This is a genomic window from Lentzea sp. NPDC059081, from assembly GCF_042738015.1.
GTDB lineage: Bacteria > Actinomycetota > Actinomycetes > Mycobacteriales > Pseudonocardiaceae > Lentzea.
This window is the reverse complement of sequence record NZ_JBHYGW010000003.1, coordinates 409,854-425,197: the sequence shown is the minus strand read 5'-3', so window position 1 is coordinate 425,197 and position 15,344 is coordinate 409,854. Positions and strand designations below refer to the sequence as shown.

At 70.7% G+C, this 15,344-nt stretch carries 18 protein-coding genes; 16 read left to right on the top strand and 2 right to left on the bottom strand.

Going from position 1 to position 15,344, the window contains the following annotated elements:
* The first annotated feature begins 43 nt into the window (after positions 1-43).
* The 13 genes from ACFWV3_RS09675 (at position 44) to ACFWV3_RS09615 (ending at position 10,240) form a co-directional block, all read left to right on the top strand.
* On the top strand, positions 44-1,357 hold the full coding sequence (locus ACFWV3_RS09675; RefSeq protein WP_382410151.1) for a glutamyl-tRNA reductase: 1,314 nt from the start codon (positions 44-46) through the stop codon (positions 1,355-1,357).
* Complete coding sequence (hemC, locus tag ACFWV3_RS09670; RefSeq protein WP_382410149.1) at positions 1,354-2,289, top strand: hydroxymethylbilane synthase; 936 nt, start codon at positions 1,354-1,356, stop codon at positions 2,287-2,289. Before ACFWV3_RS09675 ends, hemC begins: the two co-directional genes overlap by 4 nt.
* Positions 2,290-2,307: 18 nt before the next feature.
* On the top strand, positions 2,308-3,840 hold the full coding sequence (locus ACFWV3_RS09665) for a uroporphyrinogen-III synthase (protein ID WP_382410147.1): 1,533 nt from the start codon (positions 2,308-2,310) through the stop codon (positions 3,838-3,840).
* Between the two features lie 209 nt (positions 3,841-4,049).
* Entirely contained in the window at positions 4,050-5,024 is a 975-nt protein-coding gene (gene hemB / locus ACFWV3_RS09660; RefSeq protein WP_382410145.1) for a porphobilinogen synthase, read from the top strand.
* A complete protein-coding gene (locus ACFWV3_RS09655) occupies positions 5,009-5,509 on the top strand; it encodes a hypothetical protein (protein ID WP_382410143.1) in 501 nt (166 codons plus the stop codon). The genes hemB and ACFWV3_RS09655 overlap by 16 nt, the downstream gene beginning before the upstream one ends.
* A gap of 10 nt (positions 5,510-5,519) precedes the next feature.
* The gene (locus ACFWV3_RS09650) at positions 5,520-5,960 is read left to right on the top strand and encodes a hypothetical protein (protein ID WP_382410141.1); all 441 of its coding nucleotides are present in this window, start codon (positions 5,520-5,522) and stop codon (positions 5,958-5,960) included.
* Positions 5,957-6,355 carry a hypothetical protein gene (locus tag ACFWV3_RS09645; RefSeq protein WP_382410139.1) on the top strand — a complete coding sequence of 133 codons (399 nt, stop codon included), beginning with the start codon at positions 5,957-5,959 and terminating at the stop codon, positions 6,353-6,355. The genes ACFWV3_RS09650 and ACFWV3_RS09645 overlap by 4 nt, the downstream gene beginning before the upstream one ends.
* Positions 6,352-6,981: a hypothetical protein gene (locus tag ACFWV3_RS09640; RefSeq protein ID WP_382410137.1), complete on the top strand. Its 630-nt coding sequence runs from the start codon at positions 6,352-6,354 to the stop codon at positions 6,979-6,981. Before ACFWV3_RS09645 ends, ACFWV3_RS09640 begins: the two co-directional genes overlap by 4 nt.
* Entirely contained in the window at positions 6,981-7,400 is a 420-nt protein-coding gene (locus tag ACFWV3_RS09635) for a hypothetical protein (protein ID WP_382410135.1), read from the top strand. Before ACFWV3_RS09640 ends, ACFWV3_RS09635 begins: the two co-directional genes overlap by 1 nt.
* Before the next feature lie 5 nt (positions 7,401-7,405).
* Positions 7,406-7,753, top strand: coding sequence for a hypothetical protein (locus ACFWV3_RS09630; protein ID WP_382410133.1), 348 nt, complete (start codon positions 7,406-7,408; stop codon positions 7,751-7,753).
* Positions 7,754-7,764: 11 nt separating this feature from the next.
* A complete protein-coding gene (hemL, locus tag ACFWV3_RS09625) occupies positions 7,765-9,060 on the top strand; it encodes a glutamate-1-semialdehyde 2,1-aminomutase (protein WP_382410131.1) in 1,296 nt (431 codons plus the stop codon).
* Entirely contained in the window at positions 9,057-9,686 is a 630-nt protein-coding gene (locus tag ACFWV3_RS09620; RefSeq protein ID WP_382410129.1) for a histidine phosphatase family protein, read from the top strand. Before hemL ends, ACFWV3_RS09620 begins: the two co-directional genes overlap by 4 nt.
* Positions 9,683-10,240, top strand: a complete 558-nt coding sequence (locus tag ACFWV3_RS09615) for a TlpA family protein disulfide reductase (protein ID WP_382410127.1) — start codon at positions 9,683-9,685, stop codon at positions 10,238-10,240. The genes ACFWV3_RS09620 and ACFWV3_RS09615 overlap by 4 nt, the downstream gene beginning before the upstream one ends.
* 12 nt (positions 10,241-10,252) lie before the next feature.
* Here the strand turns inward: ACFWV3_RS09615 and ACFWV3_RS09610 are convergent, their stop codons facing one another.
* Positions 10,253-10,750 (bottom strand): DUF6232 family protein, encoded by a 498-nt coding sequence (locus tag ACFWV3_RS09610; protein WP_382410125.1) that lies wholly within the window; start codon positions 10,748-10,750, stop codon positions 10,253-10,255.
* 140 nt (positions 10,751-10,890) lie between these two features.
* The gene (locus tag ACFWV3_RS09605; protein ID WP_382410123.1) at positions 10,891-11,901 is read right to left on the bottom strand and encodes a M64 family metallopeptidase; all 1,011 of its coding nucleotides are present in this window, start codon (positions 11,899-11,901) and stop codon (positions 10,891-10,893) included.
* A gap of 132 nt (positions 11,902-12,033) precedes the next feature.
* On the opposite strand from ACFWV3_RS09605, the gene ACFWV3_RS09600 reads away from it, so the two are divergent.
* The 3 genes from ACFWV3_RS09600 to ccsB are packed head-to-tail and all read left to right on the top strand — an operon-like array spanning position 12,034 to position 15,253.
* Positions 12,034-12,810, top strand: coding sequence for a cytochrome c biogenesis CcdA family protein (locus tag ACFWV3_RS09600; protein ID WP_382410121.1), 777 nt, complete (start codon positions 12,034-12,036; stop codon positions 12,808-12,810).
* A gap of 41 nt (positions 12,811-12,851) precedes the next feature.
* Entirely contained in the window at positions 12,852-14,339 is a 1,488-nt protein-coding gene (locus ACFWV3_RS09595) for a cytochrome c biogenesis protein ResB (protein ID WP_382410482.1), read from the top strand.
* Complete coding sequence (gene ccsB, locus ACFWV3_RS09590; protein ID WP_382410119.1) at positions 14,339-15,253, top strand: c-type cytochrome biogenesis protein CcsB; 915 nt, start codon at positions 14,339-14,341, stop codon at positions 15,251-15,253. Before ACFWV3_RS09595 ends, ccsB begins: the two co-directional genes overlap by 1 nt.
* Positions 15,254-15,344 lie beyond the last annotated feature (91 nt).

Here is a 15,344-nt window from a genome sequence, read left to right as displayed (position 1 = left end):
GCCAGACGGCTCCGGGAGACGCGGTGCCAAGAGGTGTGACTGCATGAGCGTGCTCGTAGTCGGGCTTTCGCACCGCACCGCCCCCGTCCCGGTCCTGGAACGCGTCACCGTGGCCGAGCCCGACCTGCCCAAGGTCCTCGGCCAGCTCCTGACCGCCCCCAGCGTCTCCGAGGCGATGGTCCTGTCGACCTGCAACAGGGTCGAGGTCTACGCCGTCGTCGAGTCGTTCCACGGCGGTATGTCCGAGGTCGTCGAGGTGCTGGCGCAGCACGCGCAGGTCGACCCGCAGTCCCTGTACGAGCACTTCTACGTGCACTACGCCGCCGCTGCCGTCGAGCACCTGTTCTCCGTCGCGGCCGGCCTCGACTCGATGGTCGTCGGCGAGTCCCAGATCATCGGCCAGCTGCGCGGCGCGTACGCGGCCGCGGACGCCGCGGGCACCGTCGGCAAGACCGTCCACGAGCTCACCCAGAACGCGCTGCGCGTCGGCAAGCGCGTGCACGCCGAGACCGGCATCGACCACGCGGGCGCGTCGGTCGTGTCCGAGGCGCTCGGCGACGCGGAGGCCGAGCTCGGCACCCTCGTCGGCAGGCGCGCGCTGCTCGTCGGCGCGGGCGCCATGGGCGGCCTGGCCGCCGCCCACCTGCGGCGCGCCGGCATCGGCGAGGTCGTCATCGCGAACAGGACGCAGGCCAACGGCGTGCGTCTGGCCACCTCGCTGAAGGCAGAGGGCGTCCCCGCGACGGCCGTCGACCTCACCGCGCTGAGCGTCGAGATCGACCTCGCGGACGTCGTCTTCGCGTGCACCGGCTCGATCGGCACCACGGTCGCCGCGGAGATGATCGGCAAGCGCTCGCGCCCGCTGGTCGTCTGCGACCTCGGCCTGCCCAAGGACGTCGACCCGGCCGCGGCCGAACTGCCGAACGTTCGTGTGGTCGACCTGGAGACGTTGCAGCGCCGCCTCTCGGACGCTCCCGCAGGTCAGGACGCCCGGCTCGCGGCCCAGCTGGTCGCCGACGAGGTCAAGGCCTACCTGGCCGGTCAGCGCTCCGCCGAGGTCACGCCGACCGTGACGGCCCTGCGCAAGCGGGCGGCCGAGGTGGTCGACGCCGAGCTGCTCCGCCTTGATTCGCGACTTCCCGAACTGGACGCCGCGACACGCGGTGAATTGGCCAAGACGGTGCGTCGCGTTGTAGACAAGCTCCTGCACACGCCGACCGTCCGGGTGAAGGAGCTCGCTTCCTCGCCTGGTGGGACCGGCTACGCGGAGGCTCTCCGCGAACTGTTCGGGCTCGACCCCCAGACGCCTGGGGTCGTCAGCCAGACCAAGTCTCCAGTGGATGGTGAAACGCGGTGACCCGCACCCTTCGGATGGGTACGAGAGGCAGCGCACTGGCGCTCGCGCAGACGGGAACCGTCGCCGAGGCGCTCAGGGCCGCCGGCGCCCAGGTCGAGATCGTCGTCATCAAGACGCCGGGCGACCTGTCCGACGCGCCGATCGCCCAGATCGGCATCGGCGTCTTCACGTCGGCGCTGCGCGACGCGCTGGCGAACGGCGAGATCGACATCGCCGTCCACTCCTACAAGGACCTCCCGACCGCGCCGGACCCGCGTCTGGTGCTCGCGGCCGTACCCCGGCGCGAGGACCCGCGCGACGCCCTCGTGGCGCGCGACGGCCTCACGCTCGGCGAGCTGCTGCCGGGGTCCACCGTGGGCACCGGGTCCCCGCGCCGCGCCGCCCAGCTGGAGGCCCTCGGCCTCGGGCTGAACGTCGTGCCGTTGCGCGGCAACGTGGACACCCGCATCGGCAAGGTCCGCAGTGGCGAGCTCGACGCCGTAGTGCTGGCCCGTGCCGGCATCGCGCGCCTCGGTCGCGCTGACGAGATCACCGAGACGCTGGAGCCCATCCAGATGCTTCCCGCGCCCGCACAGGGCGCGTTGGCAGTCGAGTGCCGGATCGACGACGTCGATGCCGAGCACCTGATCCAGTCCACTCTGGACGATTCGGCCAGCCGGGCCGCTGTGACCGCGGAGCGCGCCATGCTGGCCGCGCTCGAAGCGGGCTGCAGCGCGCCGGTCGGCGCGCTGGCCGATGTGGTGGAAGACCTCGACGACGAGGGCAAGGTCGTGTACCGACTTTCCCTGCGCGGGGTCGCAGCGACGCCGGAGAACGATCTCCTCCGCGCGTCCGCCACCGGTGACTTGACCGAAGCTGAGGGACTCGGCCGTGCGCTGGCCGCCGAGTTGCTCGACCTCGGGGCCGCGGTTCTCAGCGGTCCAGAGGCGTAATCGATGGGGAGTGCCCTGATGACCCGCGCACGCAAGACCCCCGGACGCATCGCCTTCGTGGGCTCCGGCCCAGGCGACACCGGGCTGCTCACGGTCCGGGCCCACGACTTGCTCACCAGGGCTGAACTCGTGGTCACCGACCCGGACGTCCCGTCGGACGTCCTCGCGACCGTGGCCGAGGGAGTCGAGGTCCGCCCCGCTGTCGGCGAGTCCGCCGACGTGGCCAAGGACCTGGTGAACGAGGCGCGCAACGGCGCGACCGTCGTCCGCCTCGTCGCGGGTGACCCGCTGACGCTCGACTCGGTCGTGAAGGAAGCGCAGGCCGTCGCGAAGTCGACGATCCCGTTCGACGTCGTCCCCGGCGTGCCGTCGGGCACCGCGGTCCCCGCCTACGCGGGTGTCGCGCTCGGGGGCGTCCACACCGAGGTCGACGTGCGCGCCGTCTCGGACTGGGCCGGCCTCGCCGCCTCACCCGGCACGCTCGTGCTGCACGCGACCGGGTCGCACCTGGCCGAGGCCGCGTCCAACCTGGTCGAGAACGGCCTGGCGCCGCAGACGCCGGTCGCCGTGACCGCCGAGGGCACGGGCTTCCAGCAGCGCACCATCGACACGACGCTGGCCGCCGTGGCCGCCGACGCCGGTGAGCTGAACGGCCCGCTCGTCGTCACGGTCGGTGCCGCCGCCGCTGCTCGCTCGAAGCTCTCCTGGTGGGAGTCGCGGGCGCTGTACGGCTGGCGCGTGCTGGTCCCGCGGACCAAGGAGCAGGCCGGCGCGATGTCCGAGCGCCTGCACTCGCACGGCGCGATCGCCGTCGAGGTGCCGACGATCTCGGTCGAGCCGCCCCGCAGCCCCGCGCAGATGGAGCGCTCGGTCAAGGGCCTGGTCGACGGCCGCTACCAGTGGGTCGTCTTCACCTCGACCAACGCCGTGCGCGCCGTGTGGGAGAAGTTCCGCGAGTTCGGCCTGGACGCCCGCGCGTTCTCCGGCGTGAAGATCGCCTGCGTCGGCGAGGCCACGGCCGCGAAGGTGCGCTCGTTCGGCATCATCCCCGAGCTCGTGCCGTCCGGTGAGCAGTCGTCCGAGGGCCTGCTGAACGACTTCCCGCCGTACGACGACATCCTGGACCCGGTCGACCGCGTGCTGCTGCCGCGGGCCGACATCGCCACCGAGACGCTGGCCGCCGGTCTGCGCGACCGTGGCTGGGAGATCGACGACGTGACGGCCTACCGCACCGTGCGTGCGGCACCGCCGCCCGCCGACACCCGCGAGATGATCAAGTCCGGTGGCTTCGACGCGGTGTGCTTCACCTCGTCGTCGACCGTGCGGAACCTGGTCGGCATCGCGGGCAAGCCGCACGCCCGCACGCTCGTCGCGTGCATCGGCCCGCAGACCGCCGAGACGGCGCGGGAGTTCGGCCTCCGGGTCGACGTGCAGCCGGAGGAGGCGAACGTGCCCGCGCTGGTCGACGCGCTGGCCGCGCACGCCGCCAGGTTGCGCGCCGAGGGAGCGCTGCCGCCTCCGCGCAAGACGAAGCGTCTGCGCAGGTCGTAAGCCTCTTCTTGGCTGCTGTGTTTATTGGCCGCGCCTCCGGCGCGGCGGCGATTTCGCCTTGAGTCGGTCATCCGGCCGACTCATTCTCCTCGATTTGGGCTCCGCCGAAATCGAGGAGAATGGGTGACCGGATGACCGACGCGAAATCGCGTACCCGGTGAGAGCCGACCAGGAGGCCGGCCCTCTGGAAGGCTCCACAGGAGTTAAAGATGTACCCACTGCACCGGCCGCGGCGGTTGCGTACTACGCCTGCCATGCGTCGCCTCGTGTCCGAGACCGAGGTTCGGCCCCGGCAGCTCGTGCTGCCGATGTTCGTCAAGGAAGGCGCCACCGAGGCCGCTGAGATCAGCAGCATGCCGGGCGTCTTCCAGCACACCCGCGACTCGTTGCGCAAGGCCGCGGTCGAGGCCGTGCAGGCAGGTGTCGGCGGCATCATGTTGTTCGGCGTCCCGGCCGAGCGCGACGCCGTCGGCTCCGGCGGCACCGATCCGGACGGCATCCTCAACGCCGCACTGGGCGACCTGCGCGCCGAGCTCGGCGACAGCACCGTGCTGATGTCCGACTGCTGCCTCGACGAGTTCACCGACCACGGCCACTGCGGCGTGCTCGCTGCCGACGGCACCGTCGACAACGACGCCACCCTCGAGGTCTACGGCGAGATGGCCGTGGCCCAGGCCCGTGCCGGCGCCCACGTCGTCGGCCCCAGCGGCATGATGGACGGCCAGATCGCCTTCATCCGCACCGCTCTGGACGCCGCGGGCTTCCAGGACACCGGCATCCTCGCCTACGCGGCGAAGTACGCGTCGGCGTTCTACGGCCCGTTCCGCGACGCCGTCGAGTCGCAGCTCTCGGGCGACCGCAAGACCTACCAGCAGGACCCGGCCAACGCCCGCGAGGCGCTGCGCGAGGTGCAGCTGGACCTCGCGGAGGGCGCGGACATGGTCATGGTCAAGCCGGCCCTGCTGTACCTGGACGTGCTGCGCTCGGTCGCCGAGATCTCGGACGTTCCCGTTGCGGCGTACCAGATCTCCGGCGAGTACGCGATGATCGAGGCCGCCGCCCGCAACGGCTGGATCGACCGCGAGCGCTCGATCCTGGAGTCGCTCACGTCCATCCGCCGTGCCGGCGCGGACATCGTGCTGACCTACTGGGCAGTGGAAGCCGCCCGGTGGCTGGACCGGTAGCTCCTCGTTCCGCCGATGTCGCGCGCCGGCTGTGGATCGCCAGTGCCGGCATCGGCATGCTGCGGTTCGTGGCGCAGCTCTTCGACCGCGAGCTGCTCGTGTCCGAGGCGCGCCGGCAGAACCCGGCGCTGGGGCAGGACCAGATCGACGCGGGCGTGAACGGCGGAATCCTCTTCGGACTGCTGATCGCGGTGGCGATCCTGCTGGCGTACAGCAGGCTCGCGAACGCGATGGCGCGCGGCCGCAACTGGGCGCGGATCGCGTTGACGGTGCTGGGCGCCGCGTCCGTCGCGTTCGGACTGTTCCGGTTGGTCGCCTGGGCCAGCGGGGCGGCGGCGTCGGCCGGGGTGGAGATGAGGCCGGTCGACCTGGGCGTCACGGTGGTGACGACGGTGCTGGAGGCGTCGGCGATCGTGCTGATGTGGCGGGCGTCCGCGCACTTCAGGACGCGCGTCACGGTGGACAGCGCTTCCCCGCGGACCTAGGTTTTCGTTCGTGACGTCTCCGAAGGAATCGGGCACTCCCGGCACCATCACGATCGGCTACTGGCTGGTGGCCGCCGGCTCGGCGCTCGGCGTGCTGGCCGCGTTGTACGTGCTGCTCAACAAGCAGGCGCTGGTCGACGCGGCCGTGCAGGGCAACAAGGACCAGAAGATCACCCCGGACATGATCGCCTCGTCGGTCACCGTGCTGCTGATCGTGTCGATGGTGGTGACGGTCGTGCTGGCGGCGCTCGCGGTGTGGTTCGCGGGCAAGGTCAGGGGCGGTCTCAAGAAGAGCCGCACCGGGTTGATGATCACGTTGCTGGTCGGCCTGTTCTTCCAGATGCTCACCAACACGCTCGGCGTCGTCACGGCCCTGATCGCCATCTCCGGGCTGGTGCTCTTCTACTTCCGGCAGTCGTCCGAGTACCTGACCGAGCGCGAGTCGCTGTGAACGACGCTCCGCGGCCGGTGCGGGTGGCGGTCGGGCTGTGGCTCGCCATCGCCGTCTTCATCCTGTTCACCACGGCAGGGCTGTGGTTCCAGCGCGCCGAGATCGAGCAGCTCAGCGGACGGCCGGCCGGGGACGTGACGACCTTCCTCGTCGCGCTCACCGTGGTCGGCGTGATCTTCGCGGCGCTCTACGGCTGGCTCACGCGCACGTTCCTGAGGCGCAAGGGGTGGGCGCGGCCCGCGTTGTCGATCGTGGCCGTCGTGCACATGATGTGGCTGTTGATCGTCGGCGTCAGCGCGGCGAGCCTGGTCACGCTTCTGCTCATCTGCGTCGCGATCGTCTTCACGTGGCAGCGCGCTACGGCACAGTGGGTGGCGGAGGTGCGTGAGCCGTGACCCAACCACCGCAGGACCCCTGGGCTGGCGACGTCCAGTGGCAGAACCCGGCGGGGTCCTACCCCGTCGCGCCCCAGCACCAGCCCGGTGGCCACTATCCCGGTGGCCAGTACCAGGTCAACCAGGTCGGCCAGGCGAGCTTCTCGATGGCGCCGCTCTCGCCGGTGCTGCCGCAGGAGCTCCCGCCGGAACGGCCGCCGACGATCACCGCCGCGATGTGGATCTGGATCGCGGGCGCGGTGCTGTCGGTGGCGGTGCTGCCGGTGATGCTGCTGACCAACGCCGACTTCTTCTACGCCCAGGACAGCCTCGCCACCGAGCGGGACCGGACGGCGGGCGAGTTCGGCGTGCGGGCGCTGGCGCTGATGTCCGGCTTCGGCATGCTCGTGGCCGCCGCGCCGTACATCGCGTTCGCCGTCGTGCTGCGCAACGGGCAGAGCTGGGCGCGGATCCTGCTGACGATCCTCGCCGTGCTCGGGTTCATCTCGACGGTCGTGATCCTGTTCTTCGCGCTCTCGGCGCGGGTGTGGCAGCCGGCCACGGCGATCAGCGTCGTCGTGCTCGGGCTCACGGTCGCGGCCGTCGTGCTGCAGTTCCTGCCGCCGTCGAACAGGTTCGTCCGCTAGTGCTGTACCGGGAGTCCGGCTCCAGCTGGTGGCCGTTGCTGTGGGGACCGGCGTTCGCCGTGGCCGGGTACCTGGTCGAGCTCGTCACCGGGCCCGCGTCCGTCGCGCTGTGGACGATCGTGGGGCTCGGGCTGACGCTCGGCGCGGTGCTGTGGGTGTACGGCCGGGTGAAGACCGGCAGCGTCGTGCTCACGGCCGAGGAAGCCCAGTTCGGGCGGGAGAAGGTGCCCGTCGCGATGATCGACGGCTGTCGCGACGTCGGCGCGCCCACGGGTGCCCGCGTGCTCGGCGGCGGCTGGTCGGTGCCCAAGGGGACGACGGCGGTGCCGTTGCGGCTGCTCGACGGCACGGTGGTGCTGGGCTGGGCGCGTGATCCGGAAGCCTTGCTCGCGGCGTTGCGGCGGGTCGTGAGAGGGTGAGCGACGTGACAGAGGCTGTGACCGAGCCGGAGACCTCCGTGGAAGAGCCAGACGAGGAGCCCGCCGGCCCGAGCCTGCACCAGCCCCGGCGGTGGCTCGTCGTCGCCGGTGAGGTCGTCGCGGTCGTCCTGCTGGTGATCGCCGCGGTGTGGTGCTGGAACCGCGGTGTCGTGCGGCTCGAGTACCCGGTCGACGGCCGCGAGCCGTTGATCTCCACGCGCCTGCACGGCAACTGGCTGGGCACGGCCGCCGCCGCGGTGACGCTGGCCGTGGTCCTCGTCCTCGACGCCGTGCGGCAGGCCCTGCTGGCCCTGCGCACCCGGCCGCAGAAAGCCGCCGACTCCGACATGTGAGACTGGGGTACGTGACTGCGAGTCGATCCCAGGCCCTGTTCGAGCGCGCGTCGACGCTGACCCCCGGCGGGGTGAACTCCCCGGTGCGGGCGTTCCACTCCGTCGGCGGCACCCCGCGCTTCATGGTGCGCGGCGAGGGCCCGCACCTGTGGGACGCGGACGGCACCCGGTACGTCGACCTGGTGTCCTCGTGGGGGCCGATGATCCTCGGGCACGCCCACCCGTCCGTCGTGGAGGCGGTGCGGAAGGCGGCCGCGCACGGTCTGTCGTTCGGGACGCCGACCGAGGGCGAGATCGACCTCGCGGCCGAGATCGTCGACCGCGTCGAGCCCGTCCGCCAGGTCCGCCTGGTCAACTCGGGCACCGAGGCCACGATGAGCGCGATCCGCCTCGCGCGCGGCTTCACCGAGCGGCGCAAGGTGGTCAAGTTCGCCGGCTGCTACCACGGTCACGTCGACGCGCTGCTCGCCCAGGCGGGCTCCGGCGTCGCCACGCTCGGCCTGCCGAGCACGCCCGGTGTCACGGGCGCGCAGGCCGAGGACACGATCGTCCTGCCCTACAACGACATCGACGCGGTGCGCGCGGCGTTCGCGGAGAACCCCGGCGAGATCGCCTGCGTCATCACCGAGGCCGCGGCGGGCAACATGGGTGCCGTCGCGCCGCTGCCCGGCTTCAACCAGGGCCTGCGCGACCTCTGCGACGCCGACGGCGCGCTGCTGATCATGGACGAGGTCATGACCGGCTTCCGCGTCTCGCGCGCCGGCTGGTTCGGCCTGGAGCGCGTGAAGGGCGACCTGTACACGTTCGGCAAGGTCATGTCCGGTGGCCTGCCCGCGGCGGCGTTCGGCGGCCGCGCGGACGTGATGGCCAGGCTCGCGCCGTCCGGGCCCGTCTACCAGGCCGGAACGCTGTCCGGCAACCCCGTGGCGGTGGCCGCCGGTCTCGCCACGCTGCGGGCCGCGGACGAGGAGGTCTACCAGGCCCTCGACCGCAACGCGACGCGCCTCGGCGCCCTGTTCACCGCCACGCTGACCGAGGCCGGTGTCGAGCACCGCGTGCAGTTCGCCGGGAACCTGGTGAGCGTGTTCTTCGGTTCTACCGAGGTGAAGGACTACGCGGGTGCGCAGGCGTGCGAGACGTGGCGCTTCCCGCCGTTCTTCCACGCACTGCTGGAACGGGGTGTCTACGCCCCGCCGTCGGCGTTCGAAGCGTGGTTCGTGAACGCCGCCATGGGTGAAGAGGAGTTCGCCGTGATCGCCGACGCGCTGCCGCACGCGGCCCGTGCCGCCAAGGAGGCCCGCCAGTGACCCGCACCGTCGTCCACCTGCTCCGCCACGGCGAGGTGCACAACCCGACCGGCATCCTGTACGGCCGCATCCCCGGCTTCAAGCTGTCCGAGCGGGGCCAGAAGCAGGCCCTGACCGTGGCCGAGCACCTGGCCGACCACGACATCGTGCACGTCGTCGCGTCGCCCCTGGAGCGGGCGCAGCAGACGGCCGCGCCGATCGCCGACTCGCACCGCCTGGAGCTGGCGACCGACGAGCGGCTGATCGAGGCCGACAACCAGTTCGAGGGCCTGAAGGTCGCGGTCGGCGACGGCGCCCTGCGCTCCCCGCAGCACTGGGCGAAGCTGACGAACCCGTTCAAGCCGTCGTGGGGCGAGCCGTACATCGAGATCGCCCACCGCATGCTGGGCGCCGTGCAGAAGGCGCGCGCCGAGGCCGAGGGCCACGAGGCCGTCTGCGTCTCGCACCAGCTGCCGATCTGGACGGTCCGCCGCTTCCTCGAGGGCAAGCGGATGTGGCACGACCCGCGCCGCCGCGAGTGCTCGCTGGCCTCGCTCACCTCGCTGATCTTCGAGGGCGAGCAGCTGGTCCGGATCTCCTACACCGAGCCCGTCGGCGTGACGAACCCCAGGGTGACCGGCGCATGAAGCGGTTGCTCGTCCTGCTGTTGCTCGTCGCGGGGTGCTCCACCGGCAAGGACGCGGCCCAGATCGGCGCGGGCGACTTCTACCTGGTCGCGCCCGGCGGCCAGGTGAAGATCCGCTACGCCCCCGGCGAGCGCAAGCAGCTGACGGGCCTCGAAGGCGAGTCCCTGCTGGAGGACGGCAAGACCGTCAGGCTCTCCGACTTCGCGGGCAAGCCGGTCGTCATCAACATCTGGGGCGCCTGGTGCGGTCCGTGCCGCACCGAGGCGCCGGAGATGCAGAAGGTCTTCGACGCCGGCACGCAGGTGCTCGGCGTCGACGTGAAGGAGACGTCGAAGGACCACCCGCGGGACTTCATGAAGGACCGTTCGCTGACGTACCCGTCCATTTACGACGCTTCGTCGCGGAGCTTCATCAACGTATTCAAGGGTGTTCCGGCGAACACGGTGCCGTCGACGTTCATCGTGGACAAGGACCACAAGGTGGCGGCGGCGTTCCTCGTGCCGGTGCTGGCGTCAGACCTGCAGACCGTGCTGGACGAGCTCGCGAAGGAGTGAGCCCGGAGGTCGTCACACGGCCGTCGGCTCCGCGCTGGGCGAGGAGTCTCCCAGGCTGAAGTTGTCGACCTTGAGGTGGAACTCGGCGTCCGGGTCGCCGACGGCGGTGGTGATCAGCGCGACGAGGTCGTGCACGACGGCCGCGTCCTTGCTCACCAGCACCGTCTTCGCCAGGCCGGCGGTCTCGACGTCGAGCTTGTGGAACGTGCACCTCAGCCAGGAAGCCAGCCGCACGGCCTTGGTCGCGGTCACCGTGACCAGGCCGAGCACGACCAGCGCGGGCGGCCCGTCCTGACCGGGGCGGAGCAGGGCGAGCGCCGACGCGACCAGCAGACCGGCGAGCCACCAGCCGGCGACGGACCCGAGGAACCGCCGCACGAGGAGTCCGCGGCCCGGCTCCCAGACCCCGGAACCGACGCGCGAGATGCCCTTCAACGGGTATTCGCCGGTGCCGACCCACAGGCTCTGCTCACTCACGCGCACGTCGATGACATCGTGTTTGATCGCCATGCCGGACGTCCTCACGGTTCGCGCTGGGCACGACACCGTAACCCCGGGAGGCCGGGCAGGGGACGAGCACAATGGACAGTGGTCGCGAACTGTCCAGGAGTTGTCCGGGATGAGGACCTTTTCGCTCCGCCGGGGAATTCCTACCCGGCGGCGCGCGGCCGGGCGATCGGCGTGCCGGGCGCGGGCTCGAAGTCGATCGACGGGATCTTCGCCTTGAACGCCCTGATCATCGCGTCCCGCCCGATCGAGTTGAACTCCTTGCCCAGCGTGCGCATGATCGAGTTCGCGGTCGGCCGGTACAGCCCGAACTTGTAGTAGCGGGCGCCCTCCACGGGAGCGATCACCCCGCCGTCCGGCGACGGCTGCCCGAGGTACGAGCCCCACTTCGCGCCCGTCGGGTCCTTGGTGACGTTGAACTCGCGCGGCTCGCTGCCGGTGTAGGTGTCGTACGGGTAGTCGTACTCGTCGGCCAGGCCCCCGATCGAGTGGCCGAGCTCGTGGATCGCGATCTGGCCCGCCTGGGCGTTGGAGCCGGCCGCGGTGGCCACCGAGCCGCCCGCGCCGCCGTACTTCGAGGTGTTGCCGAGCGCGATCACCTGGTCGGCCTGCGGGGCCGCGGCCGCGTACTCCTTGGCCCTCGTCTCGTTCACGCACAGCAGGCGCTCGGTCTGGGCGTCGCGGCCCTGGCACCAGAAGCCCATGTCCAGCGCGGTGTCCTTGAGCAGGCCCTTGGTCGGGTCGTGGTCGACGCCCGACTCGTTGGAGACGACGTTGACCTGCCACACGTTGAAGTACTGCTTGTAGGACGCGAACGGCTCGACGGCCGAGAGCTCCTCCCACTTGCTCCGCACGTTGGCGCTGTAGGTCGCCATGTCGGCGCTCGTGTAGCCGTCGCCGACGAACACGAGGTCGAACGCGTCGGACGGGTCGCGGTCGCCGAAGACCCTGCTCACCTCGGCCGCGGCGGCCAGCCGGAAGGAGCCCTGCTCCTCCTCGGGCGCCTTCGGCGTGAGGGTCTGGGTGATCGTGCCGTCGGAGTTGAAGACCTCACGCCATTCCATCGCCGGATCCGCGCTGCCGGCGGGTGTCTGGGCGAAGAGGGACAGTGCGATGAGCGTCAGCGCCGGGAAGATCACCCGCGAACGATGCATGTGTTGACGCTAAGCAACACCGTTGTCACCCACAAGCGGCAATTCGTTGGCACTTATGGCCCAGGTCTTGTACCGAGCGGGAAAGGGATGCCGGTGGTCGCGTGATCTGGGCAACTACCTACCCTGAGGTGTGTGAACCCCACCGATCTGGCGATCTCCGGGCCGTTGCTGCTGGCCACCGGGGTCGCACTGCTCGCGGGGTTCATCTCGTTCGCCTCGCCGTGCGTCGTGCCGCTCGTGCCCGGCTACCTCGCCTACCTGGCCGGACTCGTCGGAGCCGAGGCACCGCGGGTCGAGGCCGACGAGCCCGCCAAGGCCGGCCGGCTGCGGGTGGCCGGGGCGTCGCTGCTGTTCGTGGCGGGGTTCACCGTCGTGTTCGTGCTGGCGTCGATGACGATCCTCGGCGCCACGGACGCGTTGCTGCTCAACGCCGACCTGTTCCAGCGCATCGGCGGTGTCGTCACGATCCTGATGGGCCTGGTGTTCATCGGGCTCGTCCCCGCGCTGCAGAAGGACGTGCGCTTCCACACCAGGCCGAAGGCGGGGCTCTTCGGGGCGCCGCTGCTCGGCGCGGTGTTCGCGCTCGGGTGGACGCCGTGCCTCGGGCCGACGCTCGCGGGCGTGCTGGCCGTGGCGCGCAGCACCGAGATCGGGTCGTCGACGGTGCGCGGGGCCGTGCTGGTGCTCGCCTACTGCCTGGGGCTCGGGCTGCCGTTCGTGGTGCTCGCGCTCGGGGCGCGGTGGGCGCTGGGTGTCACGAAGTGGCTGCGCACGCACGCGCGGCAGGTGCAGGTCTTCGGCGGTGTGCTGCTGATCCTCGTCGGGATCGCGCTCGTCACCGGGCTGTGGGCCGAGTTCGTCGGGTGGCTGCGCTACTCGTTCGTCGACGTCGTGGAGTTGCCGCTCTAGTGATCGCCTTCCTGCGCAACACGTGGCGCGGCCTCACGTCGATGAGGACCGCGCTGACCCTGCTGTTCCTGCTCGCGCTCGCGGCCATGCCCGGCGCGTTGCTGCCGCAGCTGTCGTTGAACGCGGCGAAGGTCGACCAGTACGTCGCCGACCACGGCTGGTGGGGCGACGTCCTGCTCAAGCTCGGGTTCTTCGAGGTGTACGCCACGCCGTGGTTCGCCGCGATCTACCTGCTGCTGTTCGTGTCCCTCGTCGGGTGTCTGCTGCCCCGCACGTGGGAGTACTTCAAGCAGATGCGCGCGAAGCCGGTGCTGACGCCGCGCAACCTCTCGCGCATGCCGCACCACGCCCAGGCCGAGCTCGACATCACGCCGGACGAGGCCGTCGAGCGCGCGCGGAAGACGTTGCGCGGCTGGCGCCAGGACTCCGGCGACGGCACGGTCAGCGCCGAACGCGGGTTCCTGCGCGAGACCGGCAACCTGGTCTTCCACTTCGCGCTGCTGGGCCTGCTCGTGTCGTTCGCGCTGGGCAAGATGTTCGGCTACGAGGGCCAGGTCATCGTGCAGGCGAACGGCGGCCAGTTCTGCAACGGCGGCATCTTCAACTACGACTCGTTCCGCCCCGGCCTGCGCGTCGACGGCACCGACCTCACGCCGTTCTGCGTCGAGATCGGCAAGTTCTCCGCCGAGTACCTCGACAACGGCCAGCCCGTCGGCTACCGGGCCGACATCCGCTACCAGTCGGGCGAGGACCTCGCCTCGAACACCTGGAAGCCCTTCAACCTGCAGGTCAACCACCCGCTGCGCACCGGCGGCGACCGCCTCTACCTGCTCGGCCACGGCTACACGCCGACGTTCACGGTGACCTTCCCCAACGGCGAGAAGCGCACGCAGGGCATCCAGTGGCTGCCGAGCGACCAGCTCACGCTCGCCTCCGAGGGCGCGACGAAGTTCGACCCGCCGGGCATCACCGACTCCGAGACGCGGCGCAAGAACCAGATCGCGGTGACCGGGCTGCTGGCGCCGACGCCGTTGCTGCACGGCAACATCCTGAACTCGAAGTTCCCGGCGCTGAACGACCCGATGGTCGCCGTCGACGTCTACCGCGGCGACCTGGGCGTGGACGACGGCCGCGGCCAGTCGATCTTCTCGATCGACGTGAAGATGGTCGACCAGGGCCGGTTGCAGAAGGTCGCGCGCAAGAACCTCGCGCTGGGCGAGGAGATCGCGCTCGACGACGGCACCAAGGTGCGCTTCGACTCCGTGAGCGACTGGGTGTCGTTGCAGGTCTCGCACGACCCGACGCAGGGGTACGTGCTGGTGTTCGCCATCCTGATCATCCTCGGCCTCGGGGTCTCGCTGACCGTGAAGCGCCGCAGGGTGTGGGTGCGTGCGACCCGTCTCGACGACGGGCGTACGTTGGTCGAGGTCGGCGGTCTTGCCCGCACTGACCAGGCGGGATACGGCGAGGAGTTCACGCGGCTCGCCCGCGCGGTCCTGAGCAGTGGCGCTAGTGGGGAGAAGTCCTGATGCCGGTCAACGAGACACTCGCGACCTACAGCGACTGGCTGTACCGCAGCGCGCTGGGCGTCTACCTGTTCGCGATCATGCTCTACGCGGTCGAGCAGGCCTTCACCCGCGCACCGAGCAAGAAGGCGCTGGTCGGGGCCGGTGCGCCGAACGTGCTGGTGGACGAGCCGAAGCAGGAGCTGTCCCGGGCCGAGCGCCTCGGCCGGATGGGCGCCGCGCTGACCGTCCTCGGCGCGCTGCTGCACCTCGGGTCGCTGGTGATGCGCGGTCTGTCCGCCGGGCGTGCGCCCTGGGGCAACATGTACGAGTACATGTCGCTGCTGTGCCTCGCGGCCGTGGTGACGTGGATCGTGCTGATGGCGAAGTTCCCGATCCGCCGCCTCGGCGCGTTCGTGCTGACGCCGATCCTGGTCCTGCTGTTCCTCGGCGGCACGGTCCTCTACGCCGAGTCCGCGCCCGTCCAGCCGGCGCTGCGGTCGTACTGGCTCGTGATCCACGTGTCGGTCATCTCGATCTCGTCCGGCGTGCTGCTGATCCCCGGCGTGACGTCGATCCTCTACCTGCTCAAGGACTCGAAGGCCGACCGCTTCCCGAAGCTGCCGTCCGCCGACGTGCTCGACCGCATGTCGTACCGGACCACCGTGCTGGCGTTCCCGCTGTTCACGGCGGGCATCATCTGCGGCGCGATCTGGGCGGAGGCGGCGTGGGGCCGGTTCTGGGGCTGGGACCCGAAGGAGACGGTCGCGTTCGTCTCCTGGGTGGTCTACGCGGCGTACCTGCACGCGCGGGCGACGGCAGGGTGGCGGGGTCGCGGGGCGGCGTGGATCAACGTCGTCGGCTTCGCGCTCAACGTCTTCAACCTGTTCTTCATCAACTTGGTCACCAGCGGGTTGCATTCCTACGCGGGTCTCTAACGACTTGGCCCCCGTGTCGATGGAACCGCTGGTAGTTGCGTACCGTCGCAACGTGGGGGTCGGGGTAGTCCTGGTCCGTCGTGCTCAGGGA